The sequence below is a fragment of the Pseudochrobactrum kiredjianiae genome, from assembly GCF_030362795.1.
Lineage (GTDB): Bacteria > Pseudomonadota > Alphaproteobacteria > Rhizobiales > Rhizobiaceae > Pseudochrobactrum > Pseudochrobactrum kiredjianiae.
Genome location: NZ_JAUCBM010000003.1, coordinates 214,299 through 237,616, shown reverse-complemented (window position 1 = coordinate 237,616; position 23,318 = coordinate 214,299). Strand labels below are relative to the sequence as shown.

Below are 23,318 nucleotides of genomic sequence, written 5' to 3'. Positions count from 1 at the left end.
TATTAGACTAGGTGACGATCTTTAGCATCAATGGCATTGGCAACAGCTTCATCAGTCGCTTCATCCGGCAACAGCATTTCATTATGCGCCTTGCCTGAAGGGATCATCGGGAAGCAGTTCGCCAGATTGGCAACGTGACAGTCAAAAATCACCGGCCCGTCTGTTTCAATCATTTTCATGATTGCATCATCCAGTTCAGCGGGTTTAGAGCAACGGATGCCTGTACCGCCATAGGCTTCAGCCAGTTTAACAAAGTCCGGCATCGCTTCCGTGTAAGAATGCGACAGACGGTTACCATGCAGCAGCTGCTGCCACTGGCGCACCATGCCCATATACTGGTTGTTCAGGATAAAAATCTTGATCGGCGCATTATGCTGAATGGCCGCCGACATTTCCTGAATACACATCTGAATGGAGGCATCACCGGCAATATCAATCACCAATGCATCCGGATGGGCAATCTGCACGCCCAGCGCTGCCGGCAGACCATAACCCATAGTACCCAGACCACCCGAGGTCATCCAATGGTGCGGCTCTTCAAATTTCATGAACTGCGCCGCCCACATCTGATGCTGGCCAACCTCAGTGGTGATATAGGTTTTGCGATCCTTGGTCAGTTCCTGCAAACGCTCCAGCGCATATTGCGGCATGATCACATCGCGGTTGTGCTTATAGGCCAGCGAATTACGTGCGCGCCATTTATCAACCTGGTTCCACCAAGCGGACATATCGGCCTTTTCAGGGCGCTTGGAAGAAGCACGATACTGGCGCACCATATCTTCCAGAACATGGGCAACATCACCGATAATCGGCACATCCACGCGAACGGTCTTATTGATTGAAGACGGGTCGATATCAATATGGATTTTCTTGGAATTCGGTGAGAAAGCATCCAAACGGCCGGTGATACGGTCATCAAAGCGCGCACCAACGCACAGCATAACATCGCATTCATGCATGGTCATATTGGCTTCGAACGTACCGTGCATGCCGAGCATACCCAGCCAGTTTTTGCCCGATGCAGGATAAGCGCCCAGCCCCATCAATGTCGATGTGATCGGGAAATCAGTAATTTCAACCAGTTCACGCAGCAGCTTCGAGGCTTCCAGACCGGAATTGATAACGCCGCCGCCGGAATAGATAACCGGCTTTTTGGCATTCACCAGCAGCTCAACGGCCGCGCGGATTGCATTCTGATCACCGTTGACAACCGGATTATAGCTGGTGCGCGGGCTTGTTGCAGGCGGCGTATACATACCGGTCGCGAACTGAATGTTCTTCGGAATATCAATAACAACAGGACCCGGACGACCGGTACGCGCAACATGAAAAGCCTCATGCAGAACACGGGCCAGATCATTTACATCTTTAACCAGCCAGTTATGCTTGGTGCAAGGACGGGTAATACCAACAGTGTCAGCTTCCTGAAATGCATCCGTACCGATCAGAGACGTCGGAACCTGACCGGTAATGCAAACCAGCGGGATAGAGTCGAGCAGCGCATCCTGCAACGGCGTTACCGCATTGGTCGCACCCGGACCCGAGGTTACCAGCATAACGCCAACCTTGCCGGTTGAGCGCGCATAGCCTTCAGCCGCATGACCAGCACCCTGCTCATGACGCACCAGAATATGCTCGACAGTTTCCTGCTGAAACAACTCGTCATAGATCGGCAGCACTGCACCACCCGGATAACCGAAAATATGCTCCACGCCCTGATCGATCAGCGCCTGTACAACCATTTCAGCACCGGTCATTTCCCGTTTGCCGGTTTCTTTTTGTGTTGCGGCAGCTGCGCCACTTGTATCTGTACTCATTGTCTTTCGATGTCCCGTCTGCTGTGCCGGTGATTACTTCCCTGATACTCACCGGAAGTCCCGTACTGTTTAGCTTTATCCGCTGTGTTTAGATAATAAAAAAGGCCCCCTGAGGGAGCCTGTGTTTCGCGCATGGGAGCTTTCGCCGGATGGTTACACCATCCTGCCCATACGCTTACCCACCACGAGAATAATTTTCTTAGCCATAAGGGGAGATTAAACAGCAGTTTTTTTCACGTCAATGGCAAAAAACGTAATCTTGTTATTTTCTTTGCAAATTTATGCCTAAAAACACCATCAGGCAAAAACTGCATTTCACTATGAATCATTCTCATAGCGAACATCAGCAAGACCTTGAAAATCATGTAATTAAACAGATGTACCGATGGCGCTCTGCAAGGCTGCACGGGCTCTTTTATACAATACCGGTGCTTTTTCAGTACCATTCCATTGTGTAACAGCAGAGACTGCACGAATGATATGGCTGTCATGTCCCATCCGCAATTCGCACTCTTCCAGTGCCTTGCAGATTCTCGCCGACATTCCTTTGGCATCAGCCGCTTCCAGATCCGGCACGATCAGTGCGAATTCACCATCGCCGATATGCGCCAGCACATCATGATAACGGGTGCAGTTGCGGATACATAAAGCCGCTTCCATCAACAAACGGTCTGCCGCATCACGTCCGCGCTGCTCGCAGAGCTGCTGCAAACGTTCAACACCGATCAGCACAATAGTAACCGGATGCTTGATTTTAGCAAATTGCAGCAAATATTCATGCAAGGCTGCATCAAAATAAGCCTTGCTCTGCAAACCAGTCAAAGGATCGGTAAAGCTGATCTGCTCTAAATCTTTTGAATTACGGGCAATCATCCATGTGATGATTTTCAGCTGGCCTCTGTTTTTAACCTGCATACGAATTTGCGGCAACAGCATCAGGCTACCAGTTATACCGGCAGCAACCAGTAACAAAAGCGCGATGCCCAACGGCGCATCTGACAAAGCACCGGATTTATACGTCTCTCCCAGATCATGGATCAGGCGATACTGCATAAACAGCATCAGGCCTGCGCCGCATAGCAGCACCAGCATAATGATGAAAAACAGTTCTGCTCTGAAAAAACGCATTATCCCCCGCCGACCCACTGTCCTAAAACAACAGATTTCTGAACGAGATTAAAACTTAAGTGTTTCACCCACGTTAACGGCGCGGACGCATCAGCCGAAGTAGTCTTCAGCCCGTTCCAGCCGCCGCCATTCATCGCCAAACTGATTGCGGAACCATGTCATCTGCCGTTTGGCATATTGGCGCGTGGCGATCACTGACAGCTCCACCGCCTGTTCGCGGGACATTTCACCTTTAAGCCAGCTTTCAATCTCACGCACACCGATGGCTTTCATCACCGGCAGAGCCGCATCCGGCTGCAAGGCAAGCAGAGCCTGCACTTCCTGCACGGCTTCGCCCTGCATCATCAGATCAAAACGCTGGGCAATACGCTGACGCAGCCATGCCCTGTCCGGCGTCAGCACCAGTTTTTCCGCATGCAGCGGATCGATCAGCGCCCTGCCCTTAGCTTCCTGCCATTCAATGAGCGAACGTCCGGTACTGTCGATCACTTCCAGAGCGCGAACAATCCGCTGACTGTCACCGGCCTTCAGCCGTTCTGCCATTGCCGGATCGCGCTGTTGCAATTCCTCATGCAGGCGCGGCGCGCCTTCTTGCTGTATACGGTTGCGCCAGTAGTCGCGCACTGCGTCTTTCACCTGCGGCATATCTGAAAGACCACCGAGCAGCGCTTTGAAATAAAGACCCGTGCCGCCGGTAAAAACCGGTATGCGCCCCTGCAATTCCGGTCTGGCCAGCAGTGCCTCAACTTCTTCGAGCCAGCGACCGGTCGAATAAAGTTGCAATGGTGAAACATGGCCGTAAAGATAATGCGGAACAATTTGCAGATCGTCAGATTGCGGGCGCGCCGTCAGCTGATCCAGCACATCATAAACCTGCATGGAATCACTATTTATGATATAGCCGCCGCAATCCCGTGCGAGACGCAGTGCCAATGCTGATTTACCGCTGGCAGTCGGCCCCGCGATCAGAATTGCCTTTTGCCTGTCTCTCTGCTCTATCACTCAAAAATTCTCCAAACGCACAAAGCGGAACCGGTTTTATGTCCCAGCCTGCCTCACTTGTTACCACACTGATCTGCAATCCTGCTCATCCGGTTCTGACACCTGAACTGGCGCATAAAGCCTGCGTGGCTGCCGATACGCAAGCCCTTTACTGGCTGGCAGATGGTATTGCCTGTGATCTGCCACTGAAAACCGGCACAGATGCTGGCCAAGCGGCTGAAAATATCCGCGCAGCACTGGGTGACGCTCCTGTAGATGTGGTTATTCAGGAACAGGATACCCGTCGCAAGAAATTGCTGATTGCGGATATGGATTCCACCATGATCCAACAGGAATGTATTGATGAACTCGCTGAAGAGGTTGGCCTGCGCGAACATATTGCCGGTATCACCGCCCGTGCAATGAATGGTGAAATTGCCTTTGAACCGGCCTTGCGGGAACGCGTTGCCCTGCTTAAAGGTCTGCCGGTCAGCATCGTTGATCAGGTTATCGCCAACCGCATCACCCTGACACCGGGCGGGCGTGAACTAATTGCCACCATGAAGAAAAACGGTGCCTATACGGCTCTGGTTTCCGGCGGCTTCACCAGCTTTACCTCCCGCATTGCAGCGATGCTTGGCTTTGATGAAAACCGTGCCAATCTTCTGCTGGATGACGGCACACATCTTACCGGCCTTGTTAAAGAGCCGATTCTCGGTGCCGAAGCCAAGAAGATCAGCCTTGATGAAATCTGCGCCACGCTCGGCATTACAGCTCAACAAGCAATGGCAGTCGGTGACGGCGCCAATGATCTGCCGATGATCAAACATGCAGGCAGTGGCGTTGCCCTCCATGCCAAGCCTGCGGTTGCAGCACAGGCACGTATCCGCATTAATCATGGTGACCTGACAGCTCTGCTCTACATTCAGGGTTACAGAAAAACGGATTTTGTTAAATGAGTACCATTATTGAAACACCCCGCCTGCTGCTGCGCAACTGGCAGGAAGATGATCGTGCATTCTTCCATGAAATCAATTCTGATCCGGAAGTGATGGAGTTCTTTCCAGCTCTGCGCAGCCGTGAAGAATCCGATGCACTGATGGATCGCATCGTGGCGATGATCAATGATGACAGTTTCGGCTTCTATGCCTTGCAAGATAAAGATACCGGCGATGTTGTCGGCTTCACCGGATTGATGAGAACTGATCTTGAGCCATTCATGCCTAAGGGCGTACTGGAAATCGGCTGGCGCTTAGCTCAACGCTATTGGGGCAAAGGCTATGTAACCGAGGCTGCACTTGCCTCGCTCGCCTATGCTTTTAACGAACGCGGACAGGATGAGGTTGTCTCCTTCGCTGTCCATAATAATTATCGTTCAACTTCAGTGATGCAACGCATTGGTATGGTCAACGATCCGAAGCGCGACTTCGACCACCCGAAAGTACCGGACAGCCATCCGCAGCTGAAGCGCCATGTGCTTTATACCATCAGCAAACAGCAGTGGTTGAATCAACATGGCAAGTCCGACGCCTAATCCGTTCATCTGATTCAAGTTTTTACAAATAAAAAGGCCGGAGGATGTACACATCCTCCGGCCTTTTCTACATTCTTGTTGATGTCATATCAATCGATTCGCAGCGTCACAAAGCGCAGCTCACCGCTTGGGGCTGCCAGCATCAGCAATGCATTCTTTCGTCCCTGCTGACGCAGTTTTTCAAGCTTCTTCTGAATATCAGCAGGAGCCTTAACCGCCTCCTGCGCGAATTCAACAATCACATCACCGGCCTTAACACGCTTTTCCTCTGCGGTTGATTTGGCTTCCACAGCGCTGATCAGCACGCCCTCAACATCCTCAGAGATTTCATACTGCTTGCGCTGCGCATCATCCAGTTTGCCAAGTGTCATCCCCAGAACAGTCACGGTCGCGGCTTCTTTAGCCTTCGCGCCATCTTTAGCGACAGCAGCTTTGTCTTTGTTTTCGTAATCTTCCAGACGGCCAAGTTTGATCTTTACGGTCTGCTCTTTGCCTTTGCGCAGCACCAGAACGCCCACTTCTTTGCCAACAGGACTTTCCGCAACCACGCGCGGCAGATCACGGGCATTCGCCACATCTTTGCCGTCGAATTTCAGAATAACGTCACCGGCCATCAGTTCTTTGTTCTCGACACCGCTATTGGCAATGAGACCGGCAACCAGTGCGCCTTTTGGCTCGCTCATGCCAAAGCTCTCAGCCACATCATCCGTCACCGGCTGAATACGAACACCCAGCCAGCCACGACGGGTTTCACCGAATTCTTCCAGCTGCTGGATAACAGTCACAGCCAGTTCGGACGGAATAGCAAAGCCGATCCCGATCGAACCACCGGTTGGGGAAATAATTGCGGTATTGATGCCGATGACCTTGCCATGCATATCAAACAATGGACCACCGGAATTACCACGGTTGATGGCCGCATCCGTCTGGATAAAATTGTCATATGGCCCCGCCTGAATATCGCGGTTCCGTGCAGAGATAATACCAAGCGTTACAGTGCCACCAAGGCCAAACGGATTACCGATTGCCATCACCCAGTCACCAATGCGCGACTTTTCAGAATCACCAAAACCGACATCTGTCAGTTTGTGTTTGGTCGGATCGACTTTCAGCAATGCAATATCAGTCTTGGTATCTGTGCCGAGCAATTCAGCTTTCAGCTTCTTGCCATCGGTGAAATTCACCTCAATCTCATCAGCATCCGCAATAACGTGATTATTGGTGACAACGAGACCCTTCTTGGCATCGATCACAAAGCCTGAACCAAGCGACTGCATTTTACGCGCGGCACTGCCGCCGTCTTTCTGATTTTCTTCAGAGAAGAAATCATCAAAGAATTCCTTAAACGGCGAACCTTCCGGTATTTCCGGCGCTGGCTCAGCCTTTTCCTCACCACTCTCGTCTTTCACGGTTTGCGAGGTAGAGATATTCACAACAGCGTCGAGCAAGTCCTCTGCCATATCAGCAACAGAAGCAGGTCCAGCAACAGATTGCCCCAATGCTGCGAGCTTACCGGTAATCACCGGTTGTGCCTGTTGTGCATCTGCAGCAGGTTTTTCCTGCGCATAGCCTGCCCCGACACCCATCAGCACTGTACTTACGGACAAGGCAGCAAGTGCAGCACGCATAGAAAACAAACCTGTGCTTTTATTCTGATTGCGAACCATCTGAAACTCCACCTGTACCTGTCGATTTATTGTGATGCTGACTACGGATTGAAAGCAAATTAACGCTCAAGCATGTCGCAGTTAAATAAGCCTATTTAACGTCAGCGACCTCGCATTTTTAGCATATAACTCAGAGTGTGAAACATTTTTCAAACAAAAGAAATGTTTGCTTTTATATCTGAAATAAAAAAGGCGTATGGAAAACCATACGCCTTTTTCTGTTCATTATCGGCAGATCAGCCTCTGACCAGCCATACCACACCAACACCCAGAACCAGCGCAACCATACCTGCGGTTCGCAGATAATTTTCCGGTGCTTCTGACACATCTTTGGCCATCCGTCTGGCAAAGTGTGGAAAGCCGCCATAGAGCAGCCCCTCTAAAACGAGAAGCAATCCTATGGCTGTTATCAGATCATTCACAATAGTATCCGGCCTTTACTGGGCAGGCTGCGACGGCAATTTGCCGGCTGCATCCTTAAAGAAGCGGAAGAACTGTGAATCCGGAGACAGAACCATGGTTGTGCCTTCAGCCTGCAATGCCTGACGATAGGCATTCATCGAACGATAGAAGGCAAAGAAATCAGGATCCTGATTTGCGGATTCCGCAAAAATCCGACCCCGCTCGCCTTCACCCTCACCGCGCAGAACTTCAGAATCACGGTTGGCCTCGGATACGATTTCCACAACTTGACGGTCAGCAACAGCGCGAATACGCTGCGCCGCTTCACGGCCACGGGCACGCAGACGCTCAGCTTCGGCAAGACGCTCGGCCTTCATACGGTCGAATGTCTGCTGGGAAACCTCAGCGGTCAGATCAGTACGACGGATACGCACATCTTCAATGGTCAGACCAAGGGAGACAGCATCCGGACGCAGCTGGTCACGCACTTCACGCATCATGCTGCCACGCTCTTCCGACAGAGCTGATTCAAAGCCACGCAGACCGTAGACCTGACGCAGAGCTGCATCAAGACGGGTACGCAGGCGCTGTTCAGCAAGCATAGTATTCGCCGAAACAGTCTCACGGAATTTACGTGCATCAGTAATGCGGTAAACGAGGAAAGCATCTACGTCGTAGAACTTACCACCTGAAACCTGCACACGGATATCGTCCAGATCAAAACGCAGCAGACGATCATCAATCATCTGAACATTATCAGCCTCTGCAAAAGCAAATGGCAGCTTGAAGTAGATGCCCGGCTTGTCTTTAACATCAACGATCTGACCAAAGCGCGAGACAATTGCCTGCTGGCGTTCGTTAACAACAAAGATCGATGAATAGACGATAAAGCCAAGAACGGCGATCGCACCAATAATAAAAGGCAAACGATTCTGATTCATTACTGGCTGCCTCCTGTAGCTGTCGCAGCCGGTTTACCCTGCTGACGCATCAGTTCTGTGAGCGGCAGATAAGGCATAACATTGTTGCCGCCTTCAATAATCACTTTGTTGCTGTCTTTCAGCACCTGTTCCATGGTCTCAATGAAGAGACGGTCACGGGTGACATCAGGCGACTGTTTGTAAATACCCAAAACTGAGTTGAAGCGCTGGCTTTCACCTTCAGCTTCCTGAACCATACGTGTTTTGTAAGCCGCAGCTTCTTCACGTACCTGTGCAGCCTGACCGCGAGCCTGACCGAGCTTCTGGTTAGAATACTGGTTTGATTCTTCTACAAAACGATCTTCGTCCTGCTCAGCACGCTGAACTTCATCAAAGGCATCGGCCACTTCACGCGGCGGTGCTGCATCTTCAATGGAAAGAGCTGTGATCTGAATACCGGCGCCATAACCATTCAGGGTTTCCTGAACGATATCACGAACCGACTGGGCAATTGCCGCACGGTTATCACGGAAAATGTCTTGCGCCGGACGGCGGCCAACAGTTTCACGGATCGCGCTTTCAGAAATCTGACGAACCATGTTGTCAGGATCCTGAACATTAAACAAATAAGCGCGCGGATCAGAAACACGATAAAGTACGGAGAACTGAACATTCACGATGTTCTGGTCACCCGTCAGCATCAACCCCTGTGTGGCACCACGTGTGCCCTGACCGCCAATATTGATCTGGCGCTCACCGGTTGTTGCTTTTTCATAGGTTTCAATCGGCCAGAGATGGAAATGCAGGCCTGGTACTGAAACCACTTCTTTCGGAACACCGAAGCGCATTTCAACGGCAAGCTCATCCGGCTGCACGGTATACATAGCCTGAAACAGCCAGAAACCGACAAGCGCAATCGCACCGATTATATACAAAGCCGGGCCACCGCCATTGCCGCCACCGCCCGGGATCACCTTTTTCAGACGATCCTGACCTTTGCGCAGAATATCTTCCAAATCCGGAGGGGTTCCGCCCGAGCCGCCAGGGCCTCCGCGCGGTCCTTTAGGGCCTTGTCCCCATGGTCCGCCCTGATTAGAGCCGCCATTATTGGAACCACCGTTGCCGGATCCGCCATTTTTATCGCCGCCACCCCATGGGCCGCCGCCATTTTGATTACTCCAGGGCATCCTCACCTCTCGTGCCAGATGTCAGAGGCGGAACACCTCTATTCATCAATCAGTCTGTTCCGTTTATAGGTACGCAAAAGCCGTCTTTCAACGCAAGACGCAAAGATTCATCACGCTTTTGCAATTTTCTGACAAATTAGTTGATCAGCATGGTAAAAAACAGGCATTTCCTGACCATGACCAGGCAATTAGAGCGGTTTCATTTACGTCGCAAACAGTGGATACGCTCTGATTGTTTATTCTTACGCATCACCTTACGTAAAACCGGTTCCCGCTTTTGGCTCGCAAATGCTCTACCGCCGCTCATAAACCACATAGTGGGTCGGATAATTGTCTTTCTCACCCGCCGGCACATGCTCTTCGCTGGCAATTTTCCAGACTTGGGGATCGACAGGTCCGAAAAAAGCATCGCCATCAATCGAAGCTTCAATATGCGTCACATGCAAATGCGTGGCCTTATCCATCGCTTGGGCATAAATCTGCGCTCCGCCGATAATGCAGATTTCATCGACACCGGCAGTCTGAGCGGCTTGCTCACCGGCAATCAATGCTTCATCAATCGACGGCACGACCAGTGCACCCTCTGCAGCATAATCTGCATCACGGGTGATCACGATATTGGTGCGATTTGGCAGCGGGCGGCCAAGCGATTCCCACGTTGTACGCCCCATCACCACCGGTTTGCCCAATGTGAGCTTCTTAAAGCGCTGCAAATCCGTGGATAGTCGCCACGGCATACCATTATCACGCCCGATCACACCATTTTCTGAAACAGCAACAACAAATGAAATTTTCATACGCTTATACCGCAATCGGCGCTTTGATGGACGGATCGGCCTCATAACCAACCAGTTTGAAATCCTCAAAGCGGAACGCAAACAGGTCTTTGACTTGCGGGTTGATTTCCATCACCGGCAGCACTTTCGGCTCACGGCTCAGCTGTAATTTCGCCTGATCAAAATGATTATGGTACAGATGTGCGTCACCAAGTGTATGCACAAAATCACCAAGCTTCAGACCGGCAACCTGCGCGATCATCATCGTAAGCAGAGCATAGGATGCAATGTTAAACGGCACACCGAGAAAAATATCCGCCGAACGCTGATAAAGCTGGCACGATAATTTGCCGTCTGCGACATAGAACTGAAACAGGCAATGACATGGCGGCAAGGCCATCTCATTTACCAATGCAGGATTCCATGCAGAAACAATCAAACGTCTTGAATTAGGATTTTGCTGCAAATCCTTCATAAGATTCGCAATCTGGTCAATATGCGCACCATCCGGTGTCGGCCATGAACGCCACTGCGCACCATAGACAGGACCTAGATCACCGTTCTCGTCAGCCCACTCATCCCAGATGCTCACACCATTCTCTTTAAGATAAGAGATATTGGTGTCGCCGCGCAAAAACCACAGCAATTCGTGGATGATAGAGCGCAAATGCAGCTTTTTGGTCGTCAGCACAGGAAAGCCCTGCGCGAGATCAAACCGCATCTGATAACCGAAAACCGACCGTGTTCCGGTGCCGGTACGGTCACCACGATCTGTGCCATTGTCGAGGACGTGCTGAAGAAGATCAAGATATGTACGCATAGACGTTATTTAACCCGTCCGAGCAAAAAGATCACCTATAAATACTGCGCTGCCCACAACACATCATGTTTATCGGAACAGCAATAAAAAGCCCCGCTCTGGGCGGGGCTTTTAAAAAACATCAGAGGCTTTCCAGTTTACCGAGTGCTTTTGCGCTGAGGTAATAGAAAGTGACACGCTGCTTGTTGTGGTCACCCTTCATGGTCTCAGCCACACTGGCAATAACCGCATTGGCTTTCTCAGCATCTTCAACACCGAGCTTTTTGCCGATCCAGCTGGTGCGAACGCGTGCCAGTTCTTCAGGATCAGAGGCAGCAACCAGCGATGCATCGCGGCTGCGCAGAGCAATGCCAAGATGCTTTACGATTTTTCCGACAATAACCTCATCGGCGGCTGCATCGTAACGGCGTACATCGGCTAGATAATCAGTCATGAAACCACTCTCCTTTAATCTGACCGCTTTTACGGCCGTTAAACCTGTAATAGTAAACCAGGGAAAAACGCGGCACAGCCAATGAATCGCCCGAAAATTTAATTACCTGTATATTATGAAAGGATTGACCAGCATCCATAAGCTGTCAATGGCGTTGTTTCGCTATTCTTTCAGAAAACGCATCAAACAATTATTTCAGACATTATTGATGGATGATAATAAAGCATGTCGCGCTCAAATGGCTTCATTTGATATTTTTCACGGCACAAAATCACTGAAAGCCTTTTCCCCTCTTTTCAAGCGGGCAGAAGCCACCTATATAAAACATGCCGGCTTGACCGGCTATGGCGATAAATGGACAGTGTAATAAACCATTTGGACCCGGGGGCGGTACCCGGCGCCTCCACCAGAATACAGCTTAAACGGAAACGGCTGTATTGTGGCGGGGGCGAAACAGGATCGACAAGGGTGTAAAGACTGATTTTTTGCTCGGCATTGTACCACCGTTATCGGGCTATTGAGTAGTTGCAAATGACAACAAAGCTCAGGGTTACGCTCTCGCTGCCTAATGGCGGTGCGGGAAACCCAACCTAAGTCCTTAGGGTTAGCCCCTTAAGGCGGGGTTCGGAGGCACCTGGCAACAGAAGCCTCCACTTTCTATCTTCTATACCTGCATATGAAAAAGGCACCGGATTTTCCGATGCCTTATTTTATTGTGCCAATGAATTATCGGATAATTGTCTCAGGCGATGCAGGTTTCTTCAAGCCGCGCCGTATAATTGTCAGATAGGTCAGAACCCAAGCGCAGAAACCACACAAAGCAATAGCCACCAGCATCGGCAAAACATTGCCATTCATGATGAAGGAGCTAAGTCCCATCGCTGCTGCTGCGACCAATAATTGCAAAGTTCCGAGCAATGCAGCCGCTGTGCCGGCAATCTCACCATGATCGTCCAGTGCCAAAACGCTTGTACCCGGCAAAACCAACCCGAGAAATGCATTACCGATGAATAAAAACGTCATCACCAGCCACAGGCTTTGGGAAATAACCATAGCGGCCAGCACCATAATTATCATCGTCACCAGATAACCCGTGACCGCATAGGCCACCAAACGGTTGAGGCCAAAGCGGCTGGCCAGCATACCGTTGAACTGCGACGCCCCGAAAAAGGAGATCGCGTTCAGAGAGAAAACCAGTGAATATTCACGCGGGGTCAGGCTGTATTTATCCATGAAGATAAAGGACGAATTAGCGAGATAGACAAAAAATGCCGCCATGCAAAAACCGCCGATGCAAGTCAGCCCGATAAATTTACCGTCGCGGATCAGAAGAGCATAACCACGCAACGCGCGCCCTACCCCGCCGGAAATCCGCTTTTCAACCGGACGTGTTTCTTCCTGTGCAAAGCACACCAGCGCGAGGCCAAGAATAGCAGCCAGCAACACCGCCCAGAACACACCGCGCCAGCCGAAATCATCAATGATAAAGCTACCGGTCAGCGGTGCGAGAATTGGCGAGATCGAGAAAACCAGCATCAGCATCGACATCAATCGGGCAGCATCCGCTCCGGTATAAAGATCGCGCACAATTGCACGCGGCACGACCATACCCGCACTGGCGCCGATACCCTGCACAAAGCGGAAGAAAATCAGCATTTCAATATTGGTCGCCAGCGCCGATCCGATACTTCCGCCAGCAAACAGTACAAGCCCCAAATAGAGCGGCAATTTACGGCCATAAATATCGGAGAATGGCCCGCAGAACATCTGCATCAGCGCAGTCGCCAGAAAGAAAACCATCAGGCTCATCTGCACTGCGGCTTCATTGGCGGACAAATCTTTGGCAATCGCAGGCAATGCCGGCAGATACATATCAATAGCAAACGGCCCGATAGCCGAAATAAAGCCCAGCACCAATGCAGTGCGTAACAAATGAACAGACATATTTATAAACTTTCAGAATGGCCGATAGATTACAGCTCTGCCTCTGCGTGGCAGCTATTATTCCGGCCTGAAGGGAGTGCGAAAATAGTGACGGTGCATCAAATGGTCAACCGTAATTTCAGCAATTTAAACGCTAAAAAACACCAGAACGCATTCCGATAAATGTGACGCATATATCCGGATAAATACTAGTAAAAAGAACAAGTTATAGCGGTTTAAACGGTTCGGCGTGAACTGAAACCGCTCCTGAGGTTTTGTTAGATGAAGTAATAATTTTAAAAATCACTTTCACCTTTCATTACAGCGGTATATTGATAAATGAGACAGTGATGCAGCGCTTTTTTCACACAAAAGACAAAAGCTGTTGTACCAATGCATCAGATGATGCTGTTTTGGACGGCGAGCCATTGTTGATTATCGATTGATCATACGGCAATGCTGCCTTAGACAACATTTATGACAACTCTCCTCGAATCCGCGGGATAAGGATTTAATGGTTCAGGATCTTATCCGTTACGACATTCTTGCTCAGGATGCGCTTCGCGGCGTTATCCGCAAAGTGCTTATGGAAGTGAACAAGGCAGGTCTGCCGGGCAATCACCACTTCTTCATCACCTTTCTGACCGAAGCACCGGGCGTCCGTATTTCATCTCGTCTGAAGGAAAAATATCCTGAACAGATGACAATTGTTATGCAGCACCAGTATTGGGATCTGGTGGTGACCGAGCAGCTTTTTGAAGTTGGTTTGTCTTTCGGCGAAATCGCTGAAAAACTGGTTATCCCGTTCTCGGCTATTCGCGGTTTCTACGATCCGTCAGTGAATTTCGAGCTGGAATTTGATGTGTCCATTGCTTTGCCTACCGGCGACAACGACACTGAAAATCTTGAAATTGTGTCCGAGTTGCGTCCGCAAGACGATGCTACTGCGGATGAGGCTGAAACTCCGGCCAAACCTGCGAAAAAACCAGCCAAAAAAGCTGACCGCAGCAAATCTGCCGGTAAAGAAGACAACACGGAAGTGACAGAAACAGAAGAAGAAGCGCCGAAGCCTTCAGCCGATGTTGTTTCCCTTGATGCTTTCCGCAAAAAATAAAGAATTTCCGCATTCCGGCTCGTGCCGGAATGCATCATTGTTGCTTTTTGAGAGGCATAGTCATGAGTGACATTATCAATCTCAAACAATTCAAAAAACGCAAAGCACGCGCTTCCAAAGAAGTTGAAGCCAGCGCCAATCGCGTCCTGTTCGGACGCACCAAAGCAGAAAAGAGCTTCGACAAAACTCAGTCTGAAAAAGATGAGAGATTTTTGGAGCAAAACAAACTGGAGCCGCGCAACACCGGCTCATCAGAAGCTGAAACAGAATGAGCGAAAAATCCGCTCCTCTTGCCAGCACTCTTGCCCGCAGCAAGGCACGTCTGCGCAAACACTCCATTACCTTGCATGGCCATGCCACCAGTTTTTCACTGGAAGATGCTTTTTACGATATTATCGTAGAAATCGCCGCACAAAACAGCCAGTCTCTGGCTTCACTCATCGCGATGATTGACGATGAACGTGATCGCAACAACAATCTCTCTTCCAGCCTGCGCCTTTACGCGCTGGATTGGGTACTCGGCAAAGCCGGCCAATAAGCAGCTGCTTATTGGATTGTTGTTTCCGGCAGCGTCTGCAAAAACTCATCAAGATTTGGCTTGAAGTCAGGCGTGCTGTTTGGTTGTCTCGGCAGCTGCTGCGGCAGAACCGTTCCTGAACCTGCAGCCTCCTCGGCACGTCTGCGCACCGCTTCCTCAGCCTCGATACGCTGACGCTTGCGTGCTTCTGCACGGGCAATATAATAATCAGCCTCGCGCTTTAAACGCTGTTTTTCAATAATCAGAGCCTGTACAGCCTCTACGCGCAACTGCTCACGCAGCAAACTGCGCTGTGTTAAAAACTGCACCATCGGCTGATAGTCAAACCGGACTTGCGGCTGGTTCCACGTACCCGCCAGAGTGAACTGCACTTGCGGTGCCACATCATTGCGCTCATGCTGCGGCAGCACCATATCGAGCGCACCGGAACCACCCCAAATAAAACGGTTAAAATCGAACTGAATATCATTACGCAAAACCGCTGTATCGCTCTCAATTTTGACCGACGGCGCACGGAGAATACCACCGGCAAGCGACAACGACGCCTGCAACGAATTGGCGCTCATCTGGCCGTTTTGCGTCAGAGCGTGCGATAGTTTGGAGCGCTCGGCTTCTGCTTGTTTGGGTTCAACCGACGCTTTGCTTGCACCTGATAATTCATCAGATTGGCGTAAAATCTCCGGCATTGCCGCAATATTCAATCCGGCAATTACCGGATTGTCAACTGTCAGAGCCCCTTCTCCCGCCAATGAATGCACGAGATCAGCCATAGACTTACCACTACCGGCAAAGTCCAGTTTGATATCGCTTTCACCGCGCAATGGTGCCTGCGTGTTTTCAGGCTGATAGAGTGCGGCCATGTCAGCACCGGACAGGCGCAAATCGCCATTCACCAGCACAGTTCCATTGGCATTATTCAGCTCTATCTTGCCCGATAATTTGCCGTTAGCCCATTGACCACCAAGCTCACTGACTTGTAATTGCTGATCATTTTTAGCAAGGCGGGCAGAGAAGTCAGTTAAAGCCAGCGTATCCGTCAGCGCTGCCGCTGTGGCAGTCATTTTCAGATCTAACCCGATCGGCAGATTACTTCTCTTACCAAAAGACATTTGCGACCAGTTTTTGCTATTCGCCGATGAAATATCTGTAAGCGGCAGACCGGTCATTCCTGCGAATAATGCGACCAGATCAAAGCGTTCCAGCTTAATCTCACCACGCAATTGCGCTACAGCCTGATCGCTGAGTGATCCGTCCAGTCTGGCAGTCACCGTCTCATCATCTAGTTTACCCTGCAAATTCGGCAGTCGGACAATGTTTTTCCCGAATTGAAAATCGCTGGTAATATCCACCGGCAATCCTGCGCCAAAGCCGCGCCCAAAAGGCAAAGCATAGCCTGCTGTTGCCAGAAACGGTTCGAGATCATCACTTTTGAGTACGGCTTTACCGCTGGCTGTCAACTCATCGCCGGTCAACGTAATCACACCATCAAGACGTGCATTGCCATCATCGCCACTGATTTCCAGCGCCGTTTTCATACCGGCAACAGGCGCGCCTTGCGCCTGCAAATTCAGTTCCGCTTCGCCCATCAGCCCCAGCGGCACAACCGGCAATCCAAGCAATGCCAGCGCCGCTTCACCGGAATCCGCTTTCGCATTGGCCGTCAGAGAGAGCTGCATCGGCTCAGCGCCGGTCAAAGTCCCCTTCGACGAGCCCGCGACGGAGAGGATCAGCGCCCCACTTTGCCCATTGAGACTAAAGGAAAACTCGGCAATATCGCTCTTTGCGGCATCAGTCACTTTCCCACCGGATTTAACCCGATTGCCGCGTGCGTTCTCCGCCTTTGCAGGTACTTGTTTTGCGTCAGCTTCAGCGGATTGCTCTGCTGCGTCACCATCGGCAAACAGATTAACGGCATTGACCAGCAGGTCGAGTTTGGTACCGGAAAACAAATCAGGATAGGATGCGGCACGGGCAGCAAGTGCCGAGATCAAGGGTTCACGCGGAAAACTGGCATTGAGCTGACGCAACACAGGGCTGAGATCATCGGCCAGAATTGTCGCATCAAGATTGGCATTCACCGAATTATCAAACGGTCGCAATGATCCGGTCGCAGTGATTGTTGCGCCTTCCAGACCACTGATCAGCAAGCGATCAAAATCAAGCTTGCCATTGCTCAGGCGAAACGCCATATCAAGCTGCTCGGCTTCCAGCTCGGCAAATTTAACCGGTCCTGCTTTGAGATTAACGGTCAGATTTTCACCGGCAAGCGCTGACAGGTCACCTTCACGTAAAAACAATCCACTCAGCAACTGCATCGTACCGGCATCCAGCGCCTTGCCCTGAATATTCAGCACAGAGGAAGTTGCGCGTTTTTCGCCGCTGCTGCGTTCAAAACTGCCATTCAGCACTGTTTCACCAAGCACAATTTCCAGATCATCAATCTTCTGAGCATCATTATTCAGATTGATCTTTCCGGAGAAACCAGCGGCTGGCACCTGTGCTAGCGCAGGTTTACCACTCTCGCCGGACAACCATGCAGCAAATCCGGCAGGCTGGCGAGAAGCCAACAAGAAGTTCCCCTGGAAGCCAAAATCCGATCCGAGCTGCAATTTGCCTTTGGCTTCAATCTGGGTGCGCCCCGGAAGATCGGCTTGCAACTGGCTGATATTCCACGCACCTTTATCCGGTTCTGCACGGATAATCACAGAGCGGATTGTTGTGCCGCTGGCGACAATGGCTGGCAAACGCAGATCAATTTTGCCCGGAATATCCGGCACCGGAATACGCTCCAGCATTGCCTGAAAAAAATCGACTTTCTCACGGAAGGACATGACCGGTTGCGCTGACGCAGCCTTGTCATCTTTCACGCTGACATCAGGTTTCATCCCGTCCAGATAAACCTGCTGGCCATCCGCACTAATCATAAAGTGCGGATTATCTGCCAGATCAAGCTGCGCCTTGCCATTAATCACATAGGGCGCATCGGCCTCACCCTGCTCCATACGGAATTCTTCAATATTGAAGCCGCTGTTTTGTGCTTCGAACTTTCCGGTCAGGCGCAGCTTATCCAGCATGACAGCCGGTGTATTGCCTTGCTTTTTGCGCTCGTCATCGCTCAAGGTCAGAAAGGAAAACTGGCCTTTATAGAGCGGCTGACCATCGGCAATGGTTACATCGCCTTCAGTCTCAAGTGACAAGGCCAGATTGGCCGGCTGCAAACCAATGCGCAAACGCAGAGGACTATCTGTTTTTTTCTCACCCGTATTGATTTCAAAACCGAAGGGCTGACCATCGGCCTGCAAGCGACCATTAATCCGCCAAGGCCCTGCCAGACTATCAGCCGACAGTGTCGCATTGATATTCTGCAATTCTTGTTGGCGGCCACGCATACCGTCTTGCAGTGTAATTTGTCCGTCGCGCAGCGCCAGTTTTTCAATGCGGACTTTTGATCCGGCAAGATTGCTGTTTTCAGGCAATGTCCAGTTCAGCTTGCCCTGTGCATCGAGCCCGGCAAACAGATGCGGCTTTTCCATCCGCATATCAAATATCAGGATTTCACCGCGCAAAAACGGCATCAGTTCTGCATCCATGGAGAACTGTGCCATGGTCAGCGCTTTGCGGCCATCTTCGCCTTCAACGCGCACATCAGAGAATGTTACCGATGGAAAGGGTAAAAGGCGCGCTGTAGCGGTACCATTAACATGAACAGGGCGGCCTAAAATACGGCTGGCTTCCTGCTCAAAACGGTCACGATACCCTGTCCAGTCGATAAATGGCGGCACAACCAGCGCCAAAGTCAGCACCAGAACCAGCAAACCACCAATTACAACGAACAAACGCCCCAAAGTCTTACTCCGGCTGCTTTGCAGCCATATATCCAAACATGCTGCTTTGCAGCCATTAATCAACAAAGCTGCCTTGCAGCCACTCTTAAAACAGCTGCAAAGCAGCTGGCAGTGAATCACATTTCAGTGCGCACCATAGCGGCACAAAGCCTGCTGCACCAAGGTATTTTCACATCTGAAAAGCCTGAGCACACCTGTCCACAAGCTTGAAACAAATTACCAAAGACCATCACATGACTTGATCCGCCGCGCGCTAATCTTTACAGGTGTCATATAACAGCCAATATCATTTTGTTTTTCTGCTCTTCGGGCAGCAAAGGCTCATCACTCAATTGACTTTATATCTGTGACATTATCATGAATTATTCAACATCCGAGACCGATACCCAACTCATGGAAACCATTCCGGCTTTCTATGAGACTGCTGTTTTTAAACGGGACATTTTCTCGGAAACCCGCGCCGGCTATTTTGAAGGCGAACCGGAAACCCGCATTATCCGCCGCGTTGTCAGCGCAGCGCCGTGGTGGTCAAGCCCGCTGGCCTGGTGGCTGGCACGCCGTGAAATCCGTGGCCTGAAAAAAGTGCGCGGCATCAAAGGCACGCCGCAACTGCTTGCAACCGATAAAGATGGTTTGTTCCGCACCTGGACAGATGGCACGCCGTTGCATCTGGCGCGTCCTTCCCACCGGGAATGGTATTTGTCGGCACACCGTATCTTGCGCGATATGCGCCGCATGGGTGTGACTCATAATGATCTGCAAAAGCCGCAGAACTGGCTGATGACACCGGAAGGTGAAGCCGCTGTAATCGACTTCCAGCTGGCCTCTGTCCATCGCCGTCGTGGCGCCTATTACCGCCTGATGGCCTATGAAGATTTCCGCCATCTCATCAAACAGAAGCGCAATTTTGCGCCGGATTTGATGACCCCAACGGAAAAACGTATTCTGGCCCGCCGCTCTTTGCCGTCACGTATCTGGCTGGCCACAGGTAAAAAAGCCTATAATTTTATCACCCGTGGCATCTTCAACTGGTCTGATGGTGAAGGCACCGGCGACCGTATTGATAATGAAGGTCCGGCGATTATTTCAGCATTGAAATCTGACCCGCGTGTGAAAGATGTTTCCCTGAGCCTCTATTCGCTCCCTGCCAAAGGTGTGGGGATTTACGCTTTTGTTGAAACACTCAATGCCGATGAAAAATCGCTGCGCGCACGTCTTAAAGGTTATAAAGTTGAGCTGCTTCAGCCCGTCGCGCATTTGCCGCGTCGTGCGGATGGTTCTGTTCGCGAGGATATTCTGCGCCTTGTCGCCATGAACCAGATGACCGAGCTGGATGAATTGTTGCTGCGTGAGCCGGAAATGCGCGCACTGGTGGAAGCACTGGCCGCTCATCGCCTCAATTTCACAGACCGCCGCATTACACAGATGGAATAGCTTCGTTTCTATCCCGTAATTTCCTGAAAACGACCTGAATAAAGTACCTGCCTAAAATACAGGTACTTTATTTGTTCTGGTCTATGGCGTTTCGCTTAAGAATCATTACATTCGGAACCATGTCAGATTTTCCAGATGATATTCCCTTCTTCGGGGAGCCGGATGTACCGGCCACACCTACACCGCAAGCTGGCCCAAAGGCGGGCATTGCTGCGCGTGCCATGCAGGCGCGTAACCAGCAGCGTGGCGAACCAGACTATCTGCAAGGACTAAACCCCGAGCAGCGACAGGCCGTTGAGACGACAGAAGGACCGGTTCTGGTTCTGGCTGGCGCAGGGACAGGCAAAACCCGTGTTCTGACCACGCGTATTGCTCATATTATTCAGCAAAATCTCGCATTTCCGAGCCAGATTCTCGCAGTTACCTTTACCAATAAAGCCGCACGCGAGATGAAAGAGCGTATCGGCCATCTGGTTGGCGGCGCGGTTGAAGGCATGCCATGGCTCGGCACATTCCACTCGATCGGCGTTAAAATTCTGCGTCGTCATGCGGAACTGGCAGGACTGCGCTCTGATTTTACTATTCTTGATACGGATGATGTGATCCGCCTGCTCAAGCAGCTTATTCAGGCTGAAGGGTTGGATGACAAACGCTGGACGCCGCGCTCCTTCTCAATGATGATCGATGGCTGGAAGAATAAAGGCTATGGCCCTTCCGATATTTCCGAGGGTGATGCGCGTGCTTTTGCCAATGGCAAAGGGCGTGAGCTTTATCATGCCTATCAGGAGCGCTTGAAAACACTGAATGCCTGTGATTTTGGCGATCTGTTGCTGCACCCGATCCGTATTTTCCGTAATTATCCGGATATCCTGCGCGAATATCACGCGAAATTCCGTTATATTTTGGTGGATGAGTATCAGGATACCAACACCGCACAATATATGTGGCTGCGATTGCTGGCGCAGAGACCGAGTACACAATCATCACCAGCGCAAACGAAGAATACTCCCAACGCGACCGACTGGTCGCCCGAGCCTATGCGAGGCCCTCACGGAGCCAGTGAGCGCAGCGAACTCGGCGTGAGTGCAAAAATTAACATCTGTTGTGTAGGCGATGACGATCAGTCGATTTATGGCTGGCGCGGGGCTGAAGTCGACAACATCCTGCGCTTTGACAAGGATTTTCCGGGCGCAACAATTATCCGTCTTGAGCGCAACTATCGCTCCACACCGCATATTCTGGGCGCAGCATCCTATCTGATTGCGCATAATGAAGGGCGCTTTGGCAAAACTTTGCTTGCGCAAGCAGCGAGTGAAGATGACGAGAAGGTGCATGTTCACGCCGCTTGGGATTCGGAAGAAGAAGCCCGTGCAGTTGGTGAAGAAATCGAACAGGCACAGCGTCAGGGGCATTTGCTCAATGATATCGCTATTCTGGTGCGCGCTTCCTTCCAGATGCGTGAATTTGAAGACCGTTTCGTCACACTCGGCTTGAACTACCGCGTTATCGGTGGCCCGCGTTTCTATGAGCGGCAGGAAATCCGCGATGCGATGGCCTATTTCCGTGTGGTTGCCCAGCCTGCCGATGATCTGGCTTTTGAACGTATCGTCAACACGCCGAAACGCGGCTTGGGTGAAGCCAGCCTGCGTCTGGTGCATGATTATGCGCGGGCAAGAAATATTCCGATGCTGCTGGCGGCAGAAGACCTGATTGCAACGGAAGAGCTGAAGCCCAAAGCCCGCTCTGCCTTGCGGGAAGTGGTGGAGAATTTCCAGCGCTGGCAGGGACTGATTGATAATAAATCCCATACAGAACTGGCAGAGATTATTCTCGATGAATCCGGTTATACGGCAATGTGGCAGAATGATCGTTCCGCCGAGGCACCCGGTCGTCTGGAAAACCTTAAAGAACTGATCCGCTCTATGGAAGACTATGAATCCTTGCGCGGTTTTCTCGAGCATGTGGCTCTGGTCATGGATACCGAGAAAAATGAGAATATGGATGCCGTCAATATTATGACGCTGCATTCTGCGAAAGGTCTTGAATTCAAGACAGTTTTCCTACCCGGCTGGGAAGAAGGATTGTTTCCGCATCAGCGTGCGCTGGATGAAGGCGGTCGTTCGGGGCTGGAAGAAGAGCGCCGTCTCGCTTATGTCGGTGTAACACGCGCTAAGAAAAACCTGCATATCTGGTTTGTGTCCAACCGTCGTATTCACGGCATGTGGCAGACCACTATCCCGTCGCGCTTCTTGGAAGAACTACCGGAAGAGCATGTGGATATTGCGGAATCGGATAGCTCCTATGGCGGCGGCTATGGTCAGTCCCGTTTTGATAATGTGGGGCGCGGCGATCCGTTTGCCAATTCCTATTCCACTCCGGGCTGGCAACGCGCACAACAAAACCGCTCCGATGCGACACGCAACAATTGGGGCTCGCGCTCGGGCTCCAATGTTGAACGTATCGGCTATGGCGAAGCGGATTCCGGCTTCGGTGCCGGTCGCGGTTCAGTCAAAGGCAAAGTGATTGACGGCGAACTGGTCGCAAAATCCGTTTCCTCAACCGCATCTGCGTTTAAAGTCGGTGACCGTGTTTTCCATATGAAATTCGGCAACGGTAATGTCGCGTCGATTGACGGCAACAAGCTGACGATTGATTTTGACCATGCCGGACAAAAGCGCGTCATTGATAGTTTTGTCAGCCCTGTATGAGCTGCACCCCATCCCACAGAGTCTCCATGCAGGATAAAAATCCACCACTTACAAGATATGGAAATTATTTTCTAATATTTCACTGTATGGA

Annotated in this window: 19 protein-coding genes and 1 other RNA gene; 8 read left to right on the top strand and 12 right to left on the bottom strand. The window is 51.0% G+C overall.

The window, feature by feature from the left end:
• Positions 1 to 2: 2 nt before the first annotated feature.
• The 3 genes from QUF18_RS08835 to miaA all read right to left on the bottom strand — a co-directional run bounded on the left by QUF18_RS08835 (position 3) and on the right by miaA (position 3,944).
• The gene (locus tag QUF18_RS08835; protein ID WP_289386680.1) at positions 3 to 1,817 is read right to left on the bottom strand and encodes an acetolactate synthase 3 large subunit; all 1,815 of its coding nucleotides are present in this window, start codon (positions 1,815 to 1,817) and stop codon (positions 3 to 5) included.
• A 369-nt stretch (positions 1,818 to 2,186) separates the two neighbouring features.
• The gene (locus QUF18_RS08830; protein WP_289386679.1) at positions 2,187 to 2,945 is read right to left on the bottom strand and encodes a GGDEF domain-containing protein; all 759 of its coding nucleotides are present in this window, start codon (positions 2,943 to 2,945) and stop codon (positions 2,187 to 2,189) included.
• Positions 2,946 to 3,035: 90 nt separating this feature from the next.
• Positions 3,036 to 3,944: a tRNA (adenosine(37)-N6)-dimethylallyltransferase MiaA gene (gene miaA / locus QUF18_RS08825; RefSeq protein ID WP_289386810.1), complete on the bottom strand. Its 909-nt coding sequence runs from the start codon at positions 3,942 to 3,944 to the stop codon at positions 3,036 to 3,038.
• 41 nt (positions 3,945 to 3,985) lie between these two features.
• On the opposite strand from miaA, the gene serB reads away from it, so the two are divergent.
• Entirely contained in the window at positions 3,986 to 4,885 is a 900-nt protein-coding gene (gene serB / locus QUF18_RS08820; RefSeq protein WP_289386678.1) for a phosphoserine phosphatase SerB, read from the top strand.
• Positions 4,882 to 5,460, top strand: a complete 579-nt coding sequence (locus QUF18_RS08815) for a GNAT family N-acetyltransferase (RefSeq protein WP_289386677.1) — start codon at positions 4,882 to 4,884, stop codon at positions 5,458 to 5,460. The genes serB and QUF18_RS08815 overlap by 4 nt, the downstream gene beginning before the upstream one ends.
• Before the next feature lie 89 nt (positions 5,461 to 5,549).
• Here QUF18_RS08815 and QUF18_RS08810 read toward each other — a convergent pair whose 3' ends face one another.
• The 7 genes from QUF18_RS08810 to QUF18_RS08780 form a co-directional block, all read right to left on the bottom strand.
• Positions 5,550 to 6,920, bottom strand: a complete 1,371-nt coding sequence (locus QUF18_RS08810; RefSeq protein WP_289386809.1) for a Do family serine endopeptidase — start codon at positions 6,918 to 6,920, stop codon at positions 5,550 to 5,552.
• A gap of 443 nt (positions 6,921 to 7,363) precedes the next feature.
• Complete coding sequence (locus tag QUF18_RS08805) at positions 7,364 to 7,549, bottom strand: DUF2065 family protein (protein WP_289386676.1); 186 nt, start codon at positions 7,547 to 7,549, stop codon at positions 7,364 to 7,366.
• A 15-nt stretch (positions 7,550 to 7,564) separates the two neighbouring features.
• Positions 7,565 to 8,470 (bottom strand): protease modulator HflC, encoded by a 906-nt coding sequence (gene hflC, locus QUF18_RS08800; RefSeq protein ID WP_289386675.1) that lies wholly within the window; start codon positions 8,468 to 8,470, stop codon positions 7,565 to 7,567.
• Complete coding sequence (gene hflK / locus QUF18_RS08795; RefSeq protein WP_289386674.1) at positions 8,470 to 9,636, bottom strand: FtsH protease activity modulator HflK; 1,167 nt, start codon at positions 9,634 to 9,636, stop codon at positions 8,470 to 8,472. The genes hflC and hflK overlap by 1 nt, the downstream gene beginning before the upstream one ends.
• A gap of 293 nt (positions 9,637 to 9,929) precedes the next feature.
• Positions 9,930 to 10,433 (bottom strand): dihydrofolate reductase, encoded by a 504-nt coding sequence (locus QUF18_RS08790; protein ID WP_289386673.1) that lies wholly within the window; start codon positions 10,431 to 10,433, stop codon positions 9,930 to 9,932.
• Between the two features lie 4 nt (positions 10,434 to 10,437).
• A complete protein-coding gene (locus QUF18_RS08785) occupies positions 10,438 to 11,232 on the bottom strand; it encodes a thymidylate synthase (protein WP_289386672.1) in 795 nt (264 codons plus the stop codon).
• Positions 11,233 to 11,353: 121 nt separating this feature from the next.
• Positions 11,354 to 11,665 (bottom strand): DUF2853 family protein, encoded by a 312-nt coding sequence (locus QUF18_RS08780; RefSeq protein WP_289386671.1) that lies wholly within the window; start codon positions 11,663 to 11,665, stop codon positions 11,354 to 11,356.
• A gap of 289 nt (positions 11,666 to 11,954) precedes the next feature.
• Between QUF18_RS08780 and ssrA the strand changes: the two genes are divergently transcribed.
• Positions 11,955 to 12,320: a transfer-messenger RNA gene (gene ssrA / locus QUF18_RS08775) on the top strand.
• Positions 12,321 to 12,391: 71 nt separating this feature from the next.
• On the opposite strand, the gene QUF18_RS08770 is transcribed toward ssrA, so the two are convergent.
• Positions 12,392 to 13,609 (bottom strand): multidrug effflux MFS transporter, encoded by a 1,218-nt coding sequence (locus QUF18_RS08770; protein ID WP_289386670.1) that lies wholly within the window; start codon positions 13,607 to 13,609, stop codon positions 12,392 to 12,394.
• A gap of 493 nt (positions 13,610 to 14,102) precedes the next feature.
• On the opposite strand from QUF18_RS08770, the gene QUF18_RS08765 reads away from it, so the two are divergent.
• The 3 genes from QUF18_RS08765 (at position 14,103) to QUF18_RS08755 (ending at position 15,240) form a co-directional block, all read left to right on the top strand.
• Entirely contained in the window at positions 14,103 to 14,702 is a 600-nt protein-coding gene (locus QUF18_RS08765; protein WP_289386669.1) for an SspB family protein, read from the top strand.
• Positions 14,703 to 14,764: 62 nt separating this feature from the next.
• Positions 14,765 to 14,974: a DUF4169 family protein gene (locus QUF18_RS08760; protein ID WP_289386668.1), complete on the top strand. Its 210-nt coding sequence runs from the start codon at positions 14,765 to 14,767 to the stop codon at positions 14,972 to 14,974.
• Positions 14,971 to 15,240, top strand: a complete 270-nt coding sequence (locus QUF18_RS08755; protein WP_289386667.1) for a ribbon-helix-helix domain-containing protein — start codon at positions 14,971 to 14,973, stop codon at positions 15,238 to 15,240. The genes QUF18_RS08760 and QUF18_RS08755 overlap by 4 nt, the downstream gene beginning before the upstream one ends.
• A gap of 8 nt (positions 15,241 to 15,248) precedes the next feature.
• On the opposite strand, the gene QUF18_RS08750 is transcribed toward QUF18_RS08755, so the two are convergent.
• Entirely contained in the window at positions 15,249 to 19,085 is a 3,837-nt protein-coding gene (locus QUF18_RS08750) for an AsmA family protein (RefSeq protein WP_289386666.1), read from the bottom strand.
• A 357-nt stretch (positions 19,086 to 19,442) separates the two neighbouring features.
• Between QUF18_RS08750 and QUF18_RS08745 the strand changes: the two genes are divergently transcribed.
• Positions 19,443 to 20,519, top strand: coding sequence for a serine/threonine protein kinase (locus QUF18_RS08745; protein WP_289386665.1), 1,077 nt, complete (start codon positions 19,443 to 19,445; stop codon positions 20,517 to 20,519).
• A gap of 119 nt (positions 20,520 to 20,638) precedes the next feature.
• Positions 20,639 to 23,227 (top strand): UvrD-helicase domain-containing protein, encoded by a 2,589-nt coding sequence (locus QUF18_RS08740; protein ID WP_289386664.1) that lies wholly within the window; start codon positions 20,639 to 20,641, stop codon positions 23,225 to 23,227.
• The last annotated feature ends 91 nt before the right edge of the window (positions 23,228 to 23,318 follow it).

What these genes read in the sequence shown, in the direction of transcription:
- QUF18_RS08835 (WP_289386680.1), bottom strand. Translation starts at nt 1,817, where the DNA reads ATGAGTACAGATACAAGTGGCGCAGCTGCCGCAACACAAAAAGAAACC.
- QUF18_RS08830 (WP_289386679.1), bottom strand. Translation starts at nt 2,945, where the DNA reads ATGCGTTTTTTCAGAGCAGAACTGTTTTTCATCATTATGCTGGTGCTG.
- serB (WP_289386678.1), top strand. Translation starts at nt 3,986, where the DNA reads ATGTCCCAGCCTGCCTCACTTGTTACCACACTGATCTGCAATCCTGCT.
- QUF18_RS08815 (WP_289386677.1), top strand. Translation starts at nt 4,882, where the DNA reads ATGAGTACCATTATTGAAACACCCCGCCTGCTGCTGCGCAACTGGCAG.
- QUF18_RS08810 (WP_289386809.1), bottom strand. Translation starts at nt 6,920, where the DNA reads ATGGCAGAGGACTTGCTCGACGCTGTTGTGAATATCTCTACCTCGCAA.
- hflC (WP_289386675.1), bottom strand. Translation starts at nt 8,470, where the DNA reads ATGAATCAGAATCGTTTGCCTTTTATTATTGGTGCGATCGCCGTTCTT.
- hflK (WP_289386674.1), bottom strand. Translation starts at nt 9,636, where the DNA reads ATGCCCTGGAGTAATCAAAATGGCGGCGGCCCATGGGGTGGCGGCGAT.
- QUF18_RS08790 (WP_289386673.1), bottom strand. Translation starts at nt 10,433, where the DNA reads ATGAAAATTTCATTTGTTGTTGCTGTTTCAGAAAATGGTGTGATCGGG.
- QUF18_RS08785 (WP_289386672.1), bottom strand. Translation starts at nt 11,232, where the DNA reads ATGCGTACATATCTTGATCTTCTTCAGCACGTCCTCGACAATGGCACA.
- QUF18_RS08780 (WP_289386671.1), bottom strand. Translation starts at nt 11,665, where the DNA reads ATGACTGATTATCTAGCCGATGTACGCCGTTACGATGCAGCCGCCGAT.
- QUF18_RS08770 (WP_289386670.1), bottom strand. Translation starts at nt 13,609, where the DNA reads ATGTCTGTTCATTTGTTACGCACTGCATTGGTGCTGGGCTTTATTTCG.
- QUF18_RS08765 (WP_289386669.1), top strand. Translation starts at nt 14,103, where the DNA reads ATGGTTCAGGATCTTATCCGTTACGACATTCTTGCTCAGGATGCGCTT.
- QUF18_RS08760 (WP_289386668.1), top strand. Translation starts at nt 14,765, where the DNA reads ATGAGTGACATTATCAATCTCAAACAATTCAAAAAACGCAAAGCACGC.
- QUF18_RS08755 (WP_289386667.1), top strand. Translation starts at nt 14,971, where the DNA reads ATGAGCGAAAAATCCGCTCCTCTTGCCAGCACTCTTGCCCGCAGCAAG.
- QUF18_RS08745 (WP_289386665.1), top strand. Translation starts at nt 19,443, where the DNA reads ATGAATTATTCAACATCCGAGACCGATACCCAACTCATGGAAACCATT.
- QUF18_RS08740 (WP_289386664.1), top strand. Translation starts at nt 20,639, where the DNA reads ATGTCAGATTTTCCAGATGATATTCCCTTCTTCGGGGAGCCGGATGTA.